Source organism: Acidovorax sp. ACV02, from assembly GCF_014851475.1.
GTDB lineage: Bacteria > Pseudomonadota > Gammaproteobacteria > Burkholderiales > Burkholderiaceae_C > Acidovorax > Acidovorax delafieldii.
Map to the genome: position 1 here is coordinate 358,365 of NZ_JACUZU010000001.1, position 15,614 is coordinate 373,978.

General features: G+C 66.6%; 13 protein-coding genes. 7 read left to right on the plus strand and 6 right to left on the minus strand.

Annotated features, from left to right (window positions below; all coding sequences use genetic code 11):
- Positions 1–51: 51 nt before the first annotated feature.
- Together IB236_RS01715 and IB236_RS01720 are read right to left on the minus strand one after the other, a co-directional pair.
- On the minus strand, positions 52–1,092 hold the full coding sequence (locus tag IB236_RS01715) for a M48 family metalloprotease (RefSeq protein ID WP_056060955.1): 1,041 nt from the start codon (positions 1,090–1,092) through the stop codon (positions 52–54).
- A gap of 12 nt (positions 1,093–1,104) precedes the next feature.
- A complete protein-coding gene (locus tag IB236_RS01720) occupies positions 1,105–1,680 on the minus strand; it encodes an SH3 domain-containing protein (protein WP_225580900.1) in 576 nt (191 codons plus the stop codon).
- 115 nt (positions 1,681–1,795) lie between these two features.
- Between IB236_RS01720 and IB236_RS01725 the strand changes: the two genes are divergently transcribed.
- The 3 genes from IB236_RS01725 (at position 1,796) to IB236_RS01735 (ending at position 6,561) form a co-directional block, all read left to right on the plus strand.
- Positions 1,796–2,626: an SDR family oxidoreductase gene (locus IB236_RS01725; RefSeq protein ID WP_192418477.1), complete on the plus strand. Its 831-nt coding sequence runs from the start codon at positions 1,796–1,798 to the stop codon at positions 2,624–2,626.
- A gap of 153 nt (positions 2,627–2,779) precedes the next feature.
- Positions 2,780–3,895, plus strand: a complete 1,116-nt coding sequence (locus tag IB236_RS01730) for a TRAP transporter substrate-binding protein (RefSeq protein ID WP_225580901.1) — start codon at positions 2,780–2,782, stop codon at positions 3,893–3,895.
- Positions 3,892–6,561, plus strand: coding sequence for an EAL domain-containing protein (locus IB236_RS01735; protein WP_192418478.1), 2,670 nt, complete (start codon positions 3,892–3,894; stop codon positions 6,559–6,561). Before IB236_RS01730 ends, IB236_RS01735 begins: the two co-directional genes overlap by 4 nt.
- A gap of 103 nt (positions 6,562–6,664) precedes the next feature.
- Here IB236_RS01735 and IB236_RS01740 read toward each other — a convergent pair whose 3' ends face one another.
- Complete coding sequence (locus IB236_RS01740) at positions 6,665–7,564, minus strand: DMT family transporter (protein WP_110959477.1); 900 nt, start codon at positions 7,562–7,564, stop codon at positions 6,665–6,667.
- Positions 7,565–7,723: 159 nt separating this feature from the next.
- Between IB236_RS01740 and IB236_RS01745 the strand changes: the two genes are divergently transcribed.
- Complete coding sequence (locus IB236_RS01745; RefSeq protein WP_192418479.1) at positions 7,724–8,707, plus strand: quinone oxidoreductase; 984 nt, start codon at positions 7,724–7,726, stop codon at positions 8,705–8,707.
- Positions 8,704–9,537, plus strand: a complete 834-nt coding sequence (locus tag IB236_RS01750; RefSeq protein WP_192418480.1) for an NUDIX domain-containing protein — start codon at positions 8,704–8,706, stop codon at positions 9,535–9,537. Before IB236_RS01745 ends, IB236_RS01750 begins: the two co-directional genes overlap by 4 nt.
- Here the strand turns inward: IB236_RS01750 and IB236_RS01755 are convergent.
- Positions 9,491–10,582, minus strand: coding sequence for an SDR family oxidoreductase (locus IB236_RS01755; RefSeq protein WP_192418481.1), 1,092 nt, complete (start codon positions 10,580–10,582; stop codon positions 9,491–9,493). The two genes, IB236_RS01750 and IB236_RS01755, sit on opposite strands and share 47 nt — an antisense overlap.
- 97 nt (positions 10,583–10,679) lie before the next feature.
- Here IB236_RS01755 and IB236_RS01760 point away from each other — a divergent pair, with 97 nt between their 5' ends.
- A complete protein-coding gene (locus tag IB236_RS01760; protein ID WP_192418482.1) occupies positions 10,680–11,612 on the plus strand; it encodes a LysR family transcriptional regulator in 933 nt (310 codons plus the stop codon).
- Between the two features lie 80 nt (positions 11,613–11,692).
- Here the strand turns inward: IB236_RS01760 and IB236_RS01765 are convergent, their stop codons facing one another.
- Complete coding sequence (locus tag IB236_RS01765) at positions 11,693–12,616, minus strand: LysR family transcriptional regulator (protein WP_192418484.1); 924 nt, start codon at positions 12,614–12,616, stop codon at positions 11,693–11,695.
- A 131-nt stretch (positions 12,617–12,747) separates the two neighbouring features.
- Here IB236_RS01765 and IB236_RS01770 point away from each other — a divergent pair, with 131 nt between their 5' ends.
- The gene (locus IB236_RS01770) at positions 12,748–13,728 is read left to right on the plus strand and encodes a bile acid:sodium symporter family protein (RefSeq protein ID WP_192418486.1); all 981 of its coding nucleotides are present in this window, start codon (positions 12,748–12,750) and stop codon (positions 13,726–13,728) included.
- 52 nt (positions 13,729–13,780) lie between these two features.
- On the opposite strand, the gene IB236_RS01775 is transcribed toward IB236_RS01770, so the two are convergent.
- Positions 13,781–15,436, minus strand: a complete 1,656-nt coding sequence (locus IB236_RS01775; RefSeq protein WP_056747467.1) for a Na/Pi cotransporter family protein — start codon at positions 15,434–15,436, stop codon at positions 13,781–13,783.
- Between the last annotated feature and the right edge of the window lie 178 nt (positions 15,437–15,614).

Consider the following 15,614-nt stretch of genomic DNA (forward strand, 5'->3'; position numbering starts at 1 on the left):
CACATCCCGCAGCCCTTTGGGGCGCCGTGACAAGGGCCGCCCTGCTTGCTTTTATGACGTCTTCTTTTTGGGAGCTGCCTTGCTGCGGGCTGGAGCCTCGGCCGGTGCTGCAGGCGACGGCACCGCTGCTGCTGCGGGTGCCGCTTTGGGATTCATGCGCTGGGCCACCGTCACGGGGGCCGTGCCGGTGAATCCATCGAGGTTCTTGCCCATGGCCAGCTCCAGTTGCTCCAGGCGCGCCTGTGCAGGCGGGTGCGTGGCCAGTGCCAGCGTGAAGGCCGGGTTGTCAGGCGTGGCGGTGCGCAGGTGCTGCAGCACCGACACCAGTCCATAGGGATCAAACCCCGCGCGGGTGGCCAGTGCCACGCCAGTGCGGTCGGCATCGTACTCATCGGTCTGGTCCAGGCCGCGTGCGTACAGGTTGCGCCCCAGTGCCAAAAATTGCGAGGCCACCACGTTGCCCACGGCGTTGGTCTTGATCTGCGAAGCCACCAACTGGGTCAGCATGCCCGACTGTGCCGTCTTGCGAATGGCCAGCAGGTGGTGTTTGGCGGTGACGTGGGTGATTTCGTGGGCGAGGATGCCAGCCAGCTCGGCCTCGTCGGCGCAGCGGTCGATCAGGCCCTTGGTCACGAACACATACCCCCCCGGGGCCGCAAAGGCGTTGTACCCCGAGTCGTCCAGCACCACAAAGGTCCACGGCAGGTTGGGGCGGGGCGATTGCAGGCTGATCCAGCGCCCGAGCTGATTCACATACCGCTGCAGTGCCATGTCCGGGTGCAGGGGTTTGCTGCCCAGCAGCACGGCCGAGAGTTGGCGGCCGATTTCGATCTCGCGGGGCTCGTCGATGCTCTCAACCGAACGGGTGAGCATGCTGATGAGGTCATCCCCCTGGCCTGCGGGGCTGCCTCCACCGGTGATGGCGCCCAGCAGGCCTCCGCCGGTGTTGCTGGTGGAGCTGCCACCACCCAGGGCGTTGAGCAGATTCATGACCCCCTGGCTCTGCCCCTGGCTGGGGAGCAGGGTCAGGGCCAGGGCGGTACACGCCGCCGCGAGCAATCGGGTGCGGGAGAGGGATGGGGGCAGACGCATGGCAGCTCTCGCTCAGTTGGGGCTGAAATTGGGGTCGGACGGATTGTTGGACGAGCCTGTCGCCCCCGATCCGCTGCTGGAGGAGGGCCGGGGCGGCTCCGCCAGGGGTGCCACGTTGCGTGGCTGCAGCGACGCATTGCTGGCGAACTGGCGGGCTTGGTCGGCGTTGACCCGCAGCCCCTCGGCCTGGGTCACGGCTGCCGGGTTGGGTTGCGCCTTGGCGATGTCTTCGGCTCCCAGACCCCGGATGCCCACGGTGGAGGTGGCTGTCGTCGTGCTGCCGCTGTTGCTGCCAAACAGGCCGCCCAGGCCGCGCATGCCGCTGGTGGCTGCATTTCCACTGGTAGGAGCAGCGCCAGACTGCGGGCCCAGGTCAAACATATGCACCCAGCCCGTGGCGCCTTGTGGCGTACTGACCTTGGTCCAGGGGCCCTTGCGCTCACTGGTGCGCGTGACCACCGCGTTGGCTTCCAGGGGCGCCACACTGGCGCCGTTTTCTGTGGGGCTGTCGCGCAGCTGGGTGGCGCGTTTGACGACGGCTGCCTCCTGGGCATGTGCTGTGCCTGTCAGAAGAGGCGCGAGAGCCATCACGCCCGATGCCAGCCAGGGAGTCAGGGCTCTGCAGTGCAGCCGGATCATTTTTGTAACTCTCCACTTATGATTTGTTGTGGCTGCGGCATGCAGCGTGAAACCGGAGATTGTTATGGATTTGGGTATTGCAGGCAAATGGGCGCTGGTGTGTGGCGCGAGCAAGGGGCTGGGCTATGGCTGCGCGCAGGCTTTGGTGCGCGAGGGTGTCAATGTGGTCATCAACGCCCGCAGTGCCGAGGCGCTCGAACAGGCTGCTACTCGTTTGATAGCTGAAAGTGCAAACAAAACCGGCGCCAGCGGCCAAAAGGGTGCCTCACCCCAGGTGCTGGCTGTGGCGGCCGACATCACCACACCCGAAGGGCGTGCGGCGGTGTTCTCGGTGGCCGGAGGACCGGACCGTGACTTCGACATCGTGGTCACCAACGCAGGCGGCCCACCCACCGGCGACTTCCGCGACTGGAACCGCGACGCCTGGATCAAGGCTGTGGACGCCAACATGCTGACCCCTATCGAGTTGATTCAGGCCACGGTGGATGGCATGGCTGCACGCGGGTTTGGCCGCATCGTCAACATCACTTCCAGCGCCGTGAAGGCGCCCATCGACATCCTGGGCCTGTCCAACGGCGCGCGCAGTGGTCTCACGGGGTTTGTGGCGGGTGTGTCGCGCAGCAAGATTGCAGCGAGCGGGGTGACCATCAACAACCTGCTGCCTGGCAAGTTCGACACCGACCGGCTCGCAGCCACCGTCACGGCAGCCGCCAGCAAGGCGGGCAAGAGCGTCCAGGATGTGCGCTCCGCGCAGCAGGCGCAGATTCCGGCAGGGCGGTATGGCACTGCCGAAGAGTTTGGTGCCATTTGCGCCTTCCTGTGCAGCATGCACGCGGGCTACATGACGGGACAGAACGTGCTGGCCGACGGTGGTGCCTACCCCGGTACGTTCTGACGCAGGCCGGGCCCGACGAGGCCCGGCTGGTGGGCTGTGTGGCGCAGTGCTCCCGCAGAACGGAAGCTGGCGTGGTGTTTTGCCGACAGCTTTACCGGAGCGCTGAATAATTGGTGGAATACTGCGGGCCAGCGCCTGCCACTGTCCGCCGCCATGCAATCTGTCCACACTCCCTTTCTGCTGCGCCTGAAACGCCCCTGCACCCTGCTGTGTCTGGCGCTGTGCGTTGTGGCAGCTGTGCAGGCCGCCGATGCGGCCAGCGCGGCGGGTGCGGGCACTGCAGCGGCAGCTCCGTACCGGTTGCGCATCGTGGGCGGTCTGGCCGGTATCAGCCAGTACGTCCGGCAGGAAGAGCCCTTCTGGACCAAGGAGCTTTCTCGCCTGAGCGCCGGGCGCTTCCAGGCAGAGATCGTGCCCTTTGACCGGGCCGGCGTGCCTGGGGCCGAGATGCTGCGTTTGTTGCAGCTGGGCGTGGTTCCTTTTGGCACCACCCTGATGAGTTCTTTCACCGCGCAATACCCCGAATACACAGCGCCTGACCTGGCCGGACTGAACCCCGACCTTGCCACGCTCAAGACCACGCTGGCGGCGTTTCGCCCCTACCTCGAAAAGGCGTTGCGTGAGCAGCATGGCGTCGAGGCACTCGCCATCTATGTGTACCCTGCGCAGGTGGTGTTCTGCAAGAAGCCACTGCGTACGCTGGCCGAACTCACTGGCCGCCGCGTGCGTGTGTCGTCAGCCAGCCAGGCCGACTTTGTGGGCGCCTTGGGCGGGGTGCCCGTGCTGACCAGTTTTTCGCAGATCGTGCCGAGCTTGACCGCGGGCAATACCGAATGCGCCATTACCGGCACCATGTCGGGCAACATGCTTGGCCTGCCGTCGCTCACCACCCACGTGCACACCCTGCCGGTGACCTGGGGGCTTGCCGTGTTCGGTGCCAACCAGGCCGCCTGGGCGGCGCTGCCGGCCGACCTGCGCACGCTGCTCAAGCGCGAACTGCCCCGCCTGGAAGCTGCCATCTGGGCCGAGTCCGAGCGTGAAACTGCCGACGGGCTGGCTTGCAACCGGGGTGCCCCCACTTGCAGCGCTGGCACCAAGGGCAGCATGGTGGTGGTGCCCGTGTCGCCCCAGGATGAGCGCAGCCGCCAGGAGATCCTTGAATCCACCGTGTTGCCGCGCTGGGTGCAGCGTTGCGGCGCTCGCTGCGCGCAGGTCTGGAACCAGACCATCGGGCCAGCGCGTGGGCTGCAGGCAGCGCCTGCGAAATGACAGAGTCCGCCGCACCTTCGCGCATCAAGGCCTATGTCTGGGCGGGCGCTGCAGTGTTTGTGGCGGCCGTGGTGGCGGTGGCCGGTACCCTGGCGTGGAATGCCCGCCAGGCCGCGCTGGCCGATAGCGAGGCCCAGGCCACGCGCTTCGTGGCGGGCGCAGAGGCGGCACTCAACCGCTCGCTGCTGGCCGTGGACGTGCTGCTGGCCAGCATGGACGAGCTGCTGGGACTGTCCAATGCCATGCCCAAGTGGCTGGATGCCGATACGGCCAGCCAGCGGCTGCGGGGGTCGGCGCGGCAGAACCTCATGGTGCGCTACGTGGCGGTGCTCGACAGCACGGGCAAGGCGTTGGCGTCGTCCGACCCCGCAGGCGCCAGCCTGTTGGTGCAACTGCCGGCCGGTTTTCTGGAGAGCGTGCTGGAGCAACCTGTATCCACCCTGATGGTCAGCGCGCCGGTGGTGAGCTTTGCCAGTTCCGAGAAAGTGTTGTACTTCGCTCGCCACCTGCGCATGGCCGACAGCTCGCGGGTGGTGGCTGTGGCCGAGCTGCCGGTGTCGGCCCTCAGCTCGGTGCTGGTACAGGGCGTGGACATCAGCGGCCTGCAGGTCACGCTGGAGCGCGCCACCGGGCAACTGCTGCTGAGCGTGCCCAACCGCGAAGACGTGACCGCGCCCACCCTCACGCCGCCCATCGGAGATTTGGTCGACCGGGGAATGGCTTGGCAGGCCCCTGCGCGATTGACCGGCGAGCCATCGCTGGTGGTGTTCCGGCCCATCCTGTACCAGGACTTGCGCATCGCGGCCAGCATTCCGCTGGATGCGGCGCTCGCCGGCTGGCGCGACCAGCGCGATGCCATTGCGCTGACCACCGCGCTGTTCATCGCCATGATCTTTGCGGCGGGAGTGTTGGCGCTGCGCTATGTGGACCGGATGTCCCAGGCCCGCCTGGCCATCGCGCAGTCCAAGGCCACGCTGGACCAGGCGCTGGAGTCCATGGTGAGCGGCTTCTTGCTATTGGACAGCCAGCATCGGGTGGTGCAGTGGAACCGCCAGCTGGAGACGATTCTCCCGTGGCTGCAGGGCGTGATCACGCCCCTCATTCCGTTCCGAACGGTGCTGGAGGCCACGGTGGAGCACCATGTGCCCCGCCTGTCCGACGATGAGCGCAAGCGGTGGGTGAGCCAGCGCCTGGAGCGGCAAAAGCACCAGCCCGAGCCGCGTGAACAGTCGTACGCCAACGGCAGCACCATCCAGATCACCGAACGCGCCACGCCCGATGGCGGCCTCGTCATCAGCTACCACGACGTGACTGCGCTGCGCAAGGCCAGCACGGAGATCGAGAGCCTGGCCTTTTACGATCCGCTGACCAACCTGCCCAACCGCCGTCTGTTGATGGACCGCATGCAGCAAGCCATTGCCGCCAGCGTGCGCAGCGGGCAGTACGGCGCCTTGTTGTTCCTGGACCTGGACCACTTCAAGACCCTGAACGACACGCGGGGCCATGAGGTGGGCGACATGCTGTTGCGCCAGGTGGCTCAGCGCCTGAAGACCTGCGTGCGGCGCGAGGACACGGTGGCGCGCCTGGGGGGCGACGAATTTGTGGTCATGCTCAGCGACCTGTCGGTGCACCGTGATGAGGCCGCCGCCCAGGCGCGCCGGGTGGGTGAGAAGATCCTGCGCAAACTCAACGTGCCATACACGCTGGGGGGGAACGCGCACCACAGCACGCCCAGCATTGGCGCCACGCTGATGGGCGGCAGCCTGCAGTCGTCGGTGGACCTGCTGAAAGAGGCGGACATCGCCATGTACCAAGTCAAATCGCAAGGGCGCAACGCGCTGTGCTTTTTTGACCCGCAGATGCAGATCGTCATCAGCATGCGCGCGCAGCTGGAGACTGACCTGCAGATGGCCCTCACGGCGCGGCAATTTGTGCTGCACTACCAGCCGCAGTTCCACCTGGATGGCCGCATGGTGGGTGCCGAGGCCCTGATCCGCTGGCAGCACCCGGAGCGCGGGCTGGTCGCCCCGGGCGAATTCATTGGTGTGGCCGAGGAGAGTGAACTCATCGTGCCCATGGGGCACTGGGTGCTGCGCACCGCCTGCGAGCAGCTGGCGGCCTGGCAGGGGGACGAGCGGTACCGTCACCTGCAGGTGTCGGTCAACGTGAGCGCGCGGCAGTTCCGGCAGCGCGACTTTGTGGCCCGGGTGGTCGAGGTGCTGCGCGAGACGGGTGCCAAGCCGCATTTGCTCAAGTTGGAACTTACTGAGTCGCTGGTGCTGGACAACGTGGACGACACCATCGCCAAGATCGGCATGCTCAAGACCAAGGGCGTGCGCTTTTCGGTGGACGACTTTGGCACCGGCTATTCATCGCTCGCGTACCTCACGCGGCTGCCGCTGGACCAGCTCAAGATCGACCAGTCCTTCGTCCGCAACCTGGGGGTACGGCACACCGACGATGTGATCGTCCAGACCATTCTGGGCATGGCGCGCAACCTGGAGCTGGATGTGATTGCCGAAGGGGTGGAAACCGAGGCGCAGAAGGACTTCCTGGCCCGGCACGGGTGTGTGTACTTCCAGGGCTATCTGCTGGGGCGGCCTACCCCGGTGGCCGACCTGGAGGCGTTGATCGAGTCCGCCGCCACGGTCACTGCCCCGGGTTGATCGGATCAGACTCAGGGAATTAGCGCTTTTTGCTACTTTTTATGTAGCGCTTCAGGCAATCAATACCTGCGCTACCGGCAGTTTGGATCAAAAATTGAATCCTTCAGCGCCGTGAAGACACCACGATGCCGCCCACAATCAGCGCAAACGCCACGCCGTGAAAGGCCTTGGGCGTGTCGCCCAGGAACGCCGCCGACAGCACCCCGGCAAACAGGGGCGTGAGGTTGATGAAAAACCCGGCGGCTGCAGGCCCGGCGCGTTGCACGCCCACCCCCCAGCAGCGGTAGGCCAGCACCGCAGGCCCCACGGCAATGAAGGCCAGGGCGGCAATCAGCGGCCAGCCCCATTCGATATGCGTGCGCCCGCTGGCCCATTCGGCCCCCGCAAAGCTGCCCGACCAGGCCAGCCCAAACACCATCTGTGCCATCAAGAACGCAGCCCAGTCGCCCCGGATGCTGGTGGGCTCGCTGGTGCGCGACAGCAGCCAGCTGTAGAACGCCCAGGAGATGGTCGCCAGCAGCATGAACAAATCGCCCGGCACCAGGCGGAAGGCCAGCAGCTGCGACCACTCGCCCCGGCTCAGCACCAGCAGCACCCCACATACCGACAGCAGCGCGCCCAGCACCTGGCGCCGCGTGACGGCCGCGCCGAAGAACAGCGCGCCCACTGCCAGCATCCACACCGGCATGCTCGACCCCACCAGCGTCACATTGATGGGGGTGGAGGTCTGCAGCGCCATGTACTGCAGCGCGTTGTAGGCCCCGATGCCCAGCAGGCCCAGCAGCGCGTAGCGGCGCCAGTGGGGCCACAGCGGGCTGTCGGCGCGCAGCACGCCGTGGGCCAGGGGCAGCAGGATGGCAAAGGCCAAAACCCAGCGGATGAAGTTCAGGGTGATGGGGGGAATCAGTTCGTGGACCAGCCGCCCTACCACCGCGTTGCCGGCCCACAGCAGGGGCGGGATCACCAGCAGCACGGCCGTGCCGGGTGTGATTTTTTGAGTCATGGGGCTGCACTGTAACGGTGCAGGCAGGGCCCTGCTGCGGCGGGGCCTCATGTCCCCAAGGCAAATCGGTGCGGGCCATGCCTCCGGCACGGTCGTGAGATTCATGGCAGGATGGCCGCCGTTGTCAGCATCCCACCCCTTTTGAGGAGACTTATTGCCATGAGCCTTGCAGTCCAGATCCGCCAGCACGGTGGTCCCGAAGAACTCCACATCGTTGACGTCCCCGTGGGCGAGCCCGGCCCCGGCGAAGTCCGCATCCGCCACCACGCCATCGGCCTGAACTTCATCGACGTCTACCACCGCACGGGCCTGTACCCGCTGAACATGCCTGCCACCATCGGCATGGAAGGTGCCGGTGTGATCGAGGCTGTGGGCGAGGGCGTCACACACCTCAAGGTGGGCGACCGCGCCGCCTATGCCAGCAACCCCCCCGGCGCTTACTGTGAAGTGCGCGTGATGCCCGCCAAGTGCGTGTGCAAGCTGCCCGACGCCATCAGCTTCGAGACCGGCGCGGCCATGATGCTCAAGGGCCTGACGGCGCAATACCTGCTCAAGAAAACCCGGCCTGTGGAAGGCCTGCAGCCCGGTGACCATGTGCTGTTCCATGCCGCAGCGGGTGGTGTGGGCCTGATCGCCTGCCAATGGGCCAAGGCGCTCGGCCTGCAGCTCATCGGCACGGCGGGGTCCGATGCCAAGTGCCAGCTGGCGCTGGCCAATGGGGCTGCGCACGCCATCAACTACAGCACCGAGGATTTCGCAGCCCGTGTGAAGGCGATCACCGGCGGCAAGGGCGTGAAGGTGGTGTACGACTCGGTGGGCAAGGACACCTGGGACAAGTCGCTCGAATGCCTGCGCCCCTTCGGCTTGATGGCCAGCTTCGGTAACGCGTCCGGCCCGGTGGCACCGTTTGCGCCGGGCAGCCTGGGCGCCAAAGGCTCGCTGTACGTCACGCGCCAGACGCTGTTCACCCACATCGCCACGCGCGAAGCCACGCAAGCCATGGCGGACGACCTGTTTGCCGTGGTCGCCAGCGGGCAGGTCAAGATCCATATCGACCAGCGCTACCCGCTGGCCGATGTGCAGCAGGCCCACCGCGACCTGGAAGCACGCAAGACCACCGGCTGCACCATCCTCACGCTGTGAACGCGGCTGCACAGGCGCCCACCTTCGACCAGTGGCTGGCAGGGGCACGCCAGGCGGCGCAGCAGCCACCGGCCCAGCCGCGCCAGCCCCTGGTGGTGGCGGGGCAGGTGGTGGGCTCGGTAGCGCCCGGGTTTTTCAGCCAAATCAGCCAGAAGCGCTTGATGAACAAGCGCTACCAGCTATCAGAAGCAGAGCATTCTGAGGGCCGTGCGTGGTATTTGCAGGCATTACCCGCTGACACCACGGATGCCCTCAACACCCTGGCCGCCGCGCTGCGCGATGCGGGCCTGTGTGGCCCCTGGCGTGATGAGCAGTTGGCGGTCACCAACCCGGCGGGCGAGGTCATCGGCACCGTGGAGCGCGGGGTGGTGCGTGTGCTGGGTGTGGCCACCCGCGCCGTGCACCTGGTGGGCGTGGCGCCTGACGGACGCATGTGGGTGCAAAAGCGCTCCCTGACCAAACCCAACAACCCCGGGCTGTGGGACACGCTGATGGGTGGCATGGTCTCCGCTGCCGACTCTCTGCCGCAGGCCCTGGCCCGCGAAACCTGGGAAGAGGCCGGTTTGCGGGTGGAGGCATTGGCCAACGTGGCGCACGGGGGCCAGGTGCTGTTCAGCCGCCCCAGCCGGGAGGGCGGTGGCGCGGGCTTCATGGTCGAGCGCATCGACTGGTTCCGCGCCCAGGTGCCTCAGGGCATGGAGCCCGACAACCAGGACGGCGAGGTCGAGCGTTTTGACCTGCTGCCTCTGGAGGTGGTCCGGGAGCGCGTCGCCCAAGGGGCGTTCACGCTGGAAGCCGGGCTGGTGATTGCGGGGTTTCTGGGGGTGTAGTTGCCGGTGCGGCCTGGGCGCGCCCGCTCCCGCTGCTACCGGAGCAGGCTGGCAGGCAGCCCAGGCCCTGCAAGGTGGCCTGCACCGCCTCGTCCAGCGGGGTGTGTGGCTCTTCGCCCAGCACCGTCCGCAGCCGGTCGTTGGCCATGCGCACCGGCTGCTGCCACAGGTAGCGCATCTCGCGCATTTCACGCAAGGTGGTCACGAACGGCGAGACCAGCGTGACCAGCCACCACGGAAAAGCCTGCACGCGCGGCGCCTGGCCGCCCCGCGCCACCACCACACGGCCAATGGCAGCCGCCATCTGCGTGCCATCGGCATCCCAATGCCCAGCCATGTGGAAGCGGGCAAATGCGGGCAGCTCGGCGCGCCGCTCCAGCAGCAACACCATGGCGCGCGCCACGTCCGGCAAGTACGACCACTGGTGCCCGACGCCGGGCGCGCCTGGCTGCTTTACCGTGGTCACCGGTCGGCCCGGCTGGACCAGGCCCTGCGCAAACCAGCTGTTGCCCGCCTGCGGGCCAAAGAAGTCGCCCGCGCGCACGATGATCACACGGCATGCTGCCTCCAGTGGGTGTGGCTCGGTGGCTTGCTGCAGGCGGCGCTCCAGCTCCACCCGCAGGGCGCCTTTGCGTGTGCGGGGGTGTTGGGGGGCGTCTTCGTGCAGCACCGGGAAGGCGTCAGGCCCGTAGTTGTAGACGGTGCCTGGCAGCACCACCGTGGCCCCGTGCGCCCGGGCCGCTGCAATCGTGTTGTCGATCATTGGCAGCACCAGCTCGCTCCAGCGCCGGTAGCCGGGCGGGTTGACCGCATGCACGATCACCTGGCAGCCCGTGGCGGCGGCCATCACATCGGCGAGGGTCATCGCGTCGCCCCGAACCCAGGTGAACCCGTCGCGCTGTTCTCTGGCCTGCGCTGCGTTGCGGTGAATTGCCACCACCTCCCACCCCCGGTCACGCAGCTGGCGCGCCACCTCGCCGCCAATGCCGCCGGTGGCGCCCAGAACCAGTACCTTGGGGCGGCTGCCCGTGGGGTTGTTGCTCATCTCGATACTCCTTCAAAACCTATGGATGGAGGCAGTGTCTGCGCCAGGGCGATCCAATGGAATTGCTGAAAATGAGTGCTTGGCTATACATTTATGTATGGACCAACCGGATCGCCATGACATTGGCTGGGAGCTGTACCGTTCGTACCTCGGTGTGCTGCGAGAGGGCTCCTTGTCGGGCGCCGCGCGGGCGCTGGGGGTGACACAGCCCACAGTGGGCCGCCACATTGCCGCCCTGGAGCAGGCCCTGGGGCTGGTGCTCTTCACGCGCTCTCAGCAGGGCCTGCTGCCGACCGAGGCCGCGTTGGCCCTGCGCAGCTACGCGGAAGCCATGGGCCACTCTGCGGCGGCCCTGGTGCGCGCGGCTGACAGCCAGGGCGACGGCGTACGCGGCACGGTGCGAGTGAGCGCCAGCGAGGTGATGGGGGTTGAGGTGCTGCCGCCCCTCCTTGCGCAGTTGCAGGCCGAGCACCCCGCGCTGACGGTGGAGCTGGTGCTGAGCAACCGCGTGCACGACCTGCTGCAGCGCGAGGCCGACATCGCCATCCGCATGACCGAACCCCGGCAGGACGCGCTCATCGCCCGCCGCGTGGGCACCATCCCGCTGGGCCTGTATGCCCATCCGCGCTACATCGCCGCCCAGGGCATGCCCGCCACCCTGGCCGAGCTGGCGCAGCACCGCCTGATCGGCTTTGATGCAGAAACCCCTTTTTTGCGTGCGGCCCAAAAGGCCCTGCCTGTGTGGCGGCGAGATCGGTTTACCGTGCGCAGCGACAGCGATGTGGCGCAGCTGGCCTTTGTCCGCGCAGGCGCCGGCATCGGCATTTGCCAGGAAGCACTGGCCCGGCGCAGCGCCCCCGCACTCGTGCGGGTGCTGCCGCAGCAGCTTCAATACGGGCTGGAGACCTGGGTGGTGATGCATGAGGACCTGCGCACCAGTCCGCGCTGCAGGCGCACGTTTGATGCGCTGGTGGTGGGGCTGGAGCGGTACCTTGTCGAGGGACCAGGCAGCGACGAATCGGGCGACTAGTCCGCTGAATCGGATGGGCATGGAAGGCTGCGATTTATCAAGCAGCTGAAGATGCCCATGCAGATACGTTGGAAGTTTTTTCAACGGCCTTTGTTGCTAAGAACCTGCGTGCCATTGCGCTGCACCGCCACCGCCTTCACCAGATCCCAGGCCGCCTGCGCCATGGGCGAGAGCGCGCGGTGCCTCCGGTGTACCAGCATGATCTCGCGGTCCACGCGCGGCACCAGGGGGCGCACCGCCAGCCGTGCCAGGCCTTCGGGCGGAAGCGCCAGGGTGGGGATCACCGAGATGCCCAGGCCTGCGTCCAGCATGCGGAAGATGGTGGTGGGGTGGCCCACCTCCTGAGCCACCGTGCAGGTCACGCCGTGCTCGGCCAGGGCGCGATCGATCAGGCGGCGGCTGCCGGATTCGTGATCCAGCAGCACCAGCGCTTCGCCCTGCAGGTCGGTCCAGCGCACCTTGCGCTTGCCCGCCAGCCGGTGGTCGGGCGGGCAGGCCAGGCAAAAGGGTTCGGTGAGGATGGTCTCGCAGTGCAGCGCCTCGCGCTCGCTGGGGTCGATGACCACGCCAAAGTCCACCTCGCCCGACAGCACGCTGGCCAGTACTGCGCTCTGGATGCGGTCCAGCAGCACCAGCTCCAGCCCGGGCAGGGTGCGCTGGCAGTCGGCTATGCAGTCGGGCATGAGGTTGGCCGACAGCGTGGGGCTGCTGGCCACACGCACGCGGCCGCGCCGCTCGGTGGCCAGTTCCCGCACGTCCAGCAGCGTGTTCTCCAGCTCCTCCAGCACACGTGGCAGGCGTGCCGACAGGCGCTGGCCCGCATCGGTCAGCGTCACTTCGCGCGTGGTGCGGTTGAGCAGCTTCAGGCCCAGCTGGGCTTCCAGCTCGGTGATGCAGCGGCTCACGGCCGGTTGGGTCAGTCCCACCGCATCGCCGGTGCGGCTGAAGTTGCGGGTGGCGGCCACCGACTGAAACACGTGCAGCTGGCGCAGGGTGATATTCATGCGCTCGAATCATAAATCCATCAGAGAAATCCATTTCTCTTTGGAATCAGGCTGCGGTCCAATGCGTGTCTTGGGGGTTTGTATGCCCCATGTCCCTTTGCATTTTTTGCGCTGCCGCTGCGCTGTCACCCATGGCCCGTTCCCGTTTTCTCCCCGACAACTTCACCCTGGCACTGCTGGGCACCGTCACCCTCGCCAGCGTGTTGCCCGCATCGGGCGTGGCGGCCCAGGCGCTGGAGGGGATCACCGTGGCTGCGGTGGCGCTGCTGTTCTTCTTGCACGGGGCCAAGCTCTCGCGGGATGCCATCGTGGCGGGGCTCTCGCACTGGCGGCTGCACCTGGTGGTCGTGGGCACCACGTTTGTGCTGTTCCCGCTGCTGGGCTGGGCGCTGCGGCCGGTGCTGCTGCCGCTGGTCACGCCCGGGCTTTACACCGGCATCCTGTACCTGTGCGTGCTGCCAGCCACGGTGCAGTCGGCCATTGCGTTCACGGCCATGGCGCGCGGCAACATGCCGGCGGCCATCTGCAGCGCGTCGGCATCGACCCTGCTGGGCATTGTGATCACACCGCTGCTAGTGGGCCTGTTGCTGCCCGAGGCGCGGCAGCAGGCAGGCACTGCGCAGCATGACACGCTGGCCAACATCGGCCGCATCACCTTGCAGTTGCTGGTGCCCTTTGTGGCGGGCCACCTGCTGCGTCCGTGGATTGGCGGTTTTGTGCAGCGCCGTGCGGCAGCGCTCAAGCTGGTGGACCAGGGCTCCATCCTGCTGGTGGTGTTCACCGCCTTCAGCGCAGCGGTGGTCGAGGGGCTGTGGCGGCAGTTGCCAGCGTCTGCACTGCTGGGCCTGGTGGTGGTGTGCGCCGTGCTGCTGACCCTGGCGCTGGTGACCACCACCTGGGTCGCGCAGCGCATGGGGTTCTCCAAGGAGGACGAAATCACCCTGGTGTTCTGCGGCTCCAAGAAGAGCCTGGCCAGCGGTGTGCCCATGGCCAAGGTGCTGTTTGCGTCGCACGCGGTGGGCGCCATCGTGCTGCCCATCATGGTGTTCCACCAGATGCAGCTGATGGTGTGTGCGGTGCTGGCGCAACGCTATGCGCGGCGCAGTGCGTAGATTTATGTAGCTGTAGGCGCATAGGGAATATGCGCCTGCAGCCCAAAAGGCTTCAACTTTGTTCGTTGAGCGCGCGCAGGCGGCTGGGCGCCAGGGCGCCGGCCGATTCCAGAATGGGGTAGGCCACCGAGCACAGCAGCGAGTTGATGCGCTTGAGCTCGCTGATCAGGTCAATGTGCAGTGAGCTGGTCTCAATGCTCTGCACGGTGTTGTCTGACAGGCGTGCCAGGTGGGTGGCCGAATAGGCGTGTTCCAGGTCGCGAAAGCGCGCTTTTTCTTCGAGCAGCTTTTGTGCGTCGCGCACGCTGCCGTTCAAGAACACGCTCATGGCCAGCCGCAGGTTGTCGATCAGGCGGGCGTGCAGCTCGTTGATCTCTTCCATGCCTGCCTCGGAGAACTGGCGGCCCTTCTTGATCTTCTTGTCCTCGATGTCGATCAGCACCCGCTCGATGATGTCGCCGATCTGCTCCATGTTGATGGTGAAGCTGATGATGTCGGCCCAGCGGCGGCCCTCGCGTTCGTCCAGGGCCTCGCGCGAGATCTTGGTCATGTAGTACTTGATGGCCGAATACAGGCCGTCCACCTCGTCGTCGAGCTTGCGCAGGTCTTCCGCCAATTGCAGGTCGTCCGTGCGGATCACCTTGTGCAGGCCCAGCAGCATTGATTCGACCACGTCGGCCTGGTGCAGGGCTTCGCGCGCCGCGCATGAGATGGCGAGCGATGGCGTGGCCAGGGCGGAGGGGTCCAGATGCTGGGGACGGGTGCCTGCGGCAGCCTGCGCCTTTTCAACCGGCAGCAGGCGCTGCACGGCCCGCGCCACCGTACCTGTCAGGCCAATGCAGACGATGCCCACCACGATATTGAAGGCCAGGTGGAACAGCACCACCAGGGCGGCGGTTTCGGGCACATAGGGCCGCACATGTTGAAGCCACAGGCCGGTGAGCGGCGTCATGATGAGCACGCCAATGATCTTGAAGAACAGATTGCCCAGTGGCACCTGGCGTGTCTGCACGTTGGACTTCATGGTGGTCAACACCGCCAGCACACCGCTGCCCAGGTTGGCGCCCAGCACCAGACCCAGCGCCACGTCTGCCGGAATACCGCCCGAGCCCGCCAGCGCTGCTGTGAGCAGCACGGTGGCGAGGCTGGAGTACGCCACGATGGCCAGAATGGCGCCGGTAAAAATCTCCAGCAGCAGATCGCTGGTGAGCGCGCCCAGCAGCGTGCGCACGGTGGGCGACTGGGTGAGCACCGTGGTCGATTCGGTGATGAGGCGCAACGCCAGCAGCATCAGCCCCAGGCCGATCAGCACCCGGCCCACGCGGCCCACGGCGGTGTCCTTGCGCGAGATGAACAGCACCACGCCCACAAAGATGAACAGGGGCGACAGCCACGACAGGTCCATGGAGAACACCACGGCCATCACGCTGGTGCCCACGTCGGCGCCCAGCATCACGGCCAGCGCCGCAGGCAGGCCCACCAGGCCCTGGCCCACAAAGGACGACACGATGAGCGCGGTGGCGGTGCTGGACTGCACCACGGCCGTCACGCCAATGCCGGAGAGCACAGCGGTGAAGCGGCTGCTGACGCTGTGCGCAATGAGCTGGCGCAGGTTCGCGCCGAACACACGCAGAATGCCGGTGCGCACCAGGTGGGTGCCCCAGATCAGCAGCGCCACGGCTGCCAGGAGATTGAGGAGATGCTTCATGAAAACCGTTGTTTCTTCTTCTTGTGATGGGCGCAAACCGTGCGATGACCAGACCCAGGGGCCAATGCAAGAACCGCGCACACCGGGCTGTCATAAAACTGACACATAAGCATACTCCTGATTCCATAGCGCTGGAGCAGATGCCCATGTCGGCGCTGGGTGCGTTGCTGCGCACAAA

Bases quoted from the DNA above. Each gene is read 5' to 3' on its own strand.
- IB236_RS01715 (WP_056060955.1), bottom strand. From the start codon at position 1,092: ATGCGTCTGCCCCCATCCCTCTCCCGCACCCGATTGCTCGCGGCGGCG.
- IB236_RS01720 (WP_225580900.1), bottom strand. From the start codon at position 1,680: ATGGCTCTCGCGCCTCTTCTGACAGGCACAGCACATGCCCAGGAGGCA.
- IB236_RS01725 (WP_192418477.1), top strand. From the start codon at position 1,796: ATGGATTTGGGTATTGCAGGCAAATGGGCGCTGGTGTGTGGCGCGAGC.
- IB236_RS01730 (WP_225580901.1), top strand. From the start codon at position 2,780: ATGCAATCTGTCCACACTCCCTTTCTGCTGCGCCTGAAACGCCCCTGC.
- IB236_RS01735 (WP_192418478.1), top strand. From the start codon at position 3,892: ATGACAGAGTCCGCCGCACCTTCGCGCATCAAGGCCTATGTCTGGGCG.
- IB236_RS01740 (WP_110959477.1), bottom strand. From the start codon at position 7,564: ATGACTCAAAAAATCACACCCGGCACGGCCGTGCTGCTGGTGATCCCG.
- IB236_RS01745 (WP_192418479.1), top strand. From the start codon at position 7,724: ATGAGCCTTGCAGTCCAGATCCGCCAGCACGGTGGTCCCGAAGAACTC.
- IB236_RS01755 (WP_192418481.1), bottom strand. From the start codon at position 10,582: ATGAGCAACAACCCCACGGGCAGCCGCCCCAAGGTACTGGTTCTGGGC.
- IB236_RS01760 (WP_192418482.1), top strand. From the start codon at position 10,680: ATGGACCAACCGGATCGCCATGACATTGGCTGGGAGCTGTACCGTTCG.
- IB236_RS01765 (WP_192418484.1), bottom strand. From the start codon at position 12,616: ATGAATATCACCCTGCGCCAGCTGCACGTGTTTCAGTCGGTGGCCGCC.
- IB236_RS01770 (WP_192418486.1), top strand. From the start codon at position 12,748: ATGGCCCGTTCCCGTTTTCTCCCCGACAACTTCACCCTGGCACTGCTG.
- IB236_RS01775 (WP_056747467.1), bottom strand. From the start codon at position 15,436: ATGAAGCATCTCCTCAATCTCCTGGCAGCCGTGGCGCTGCTGATCTGG.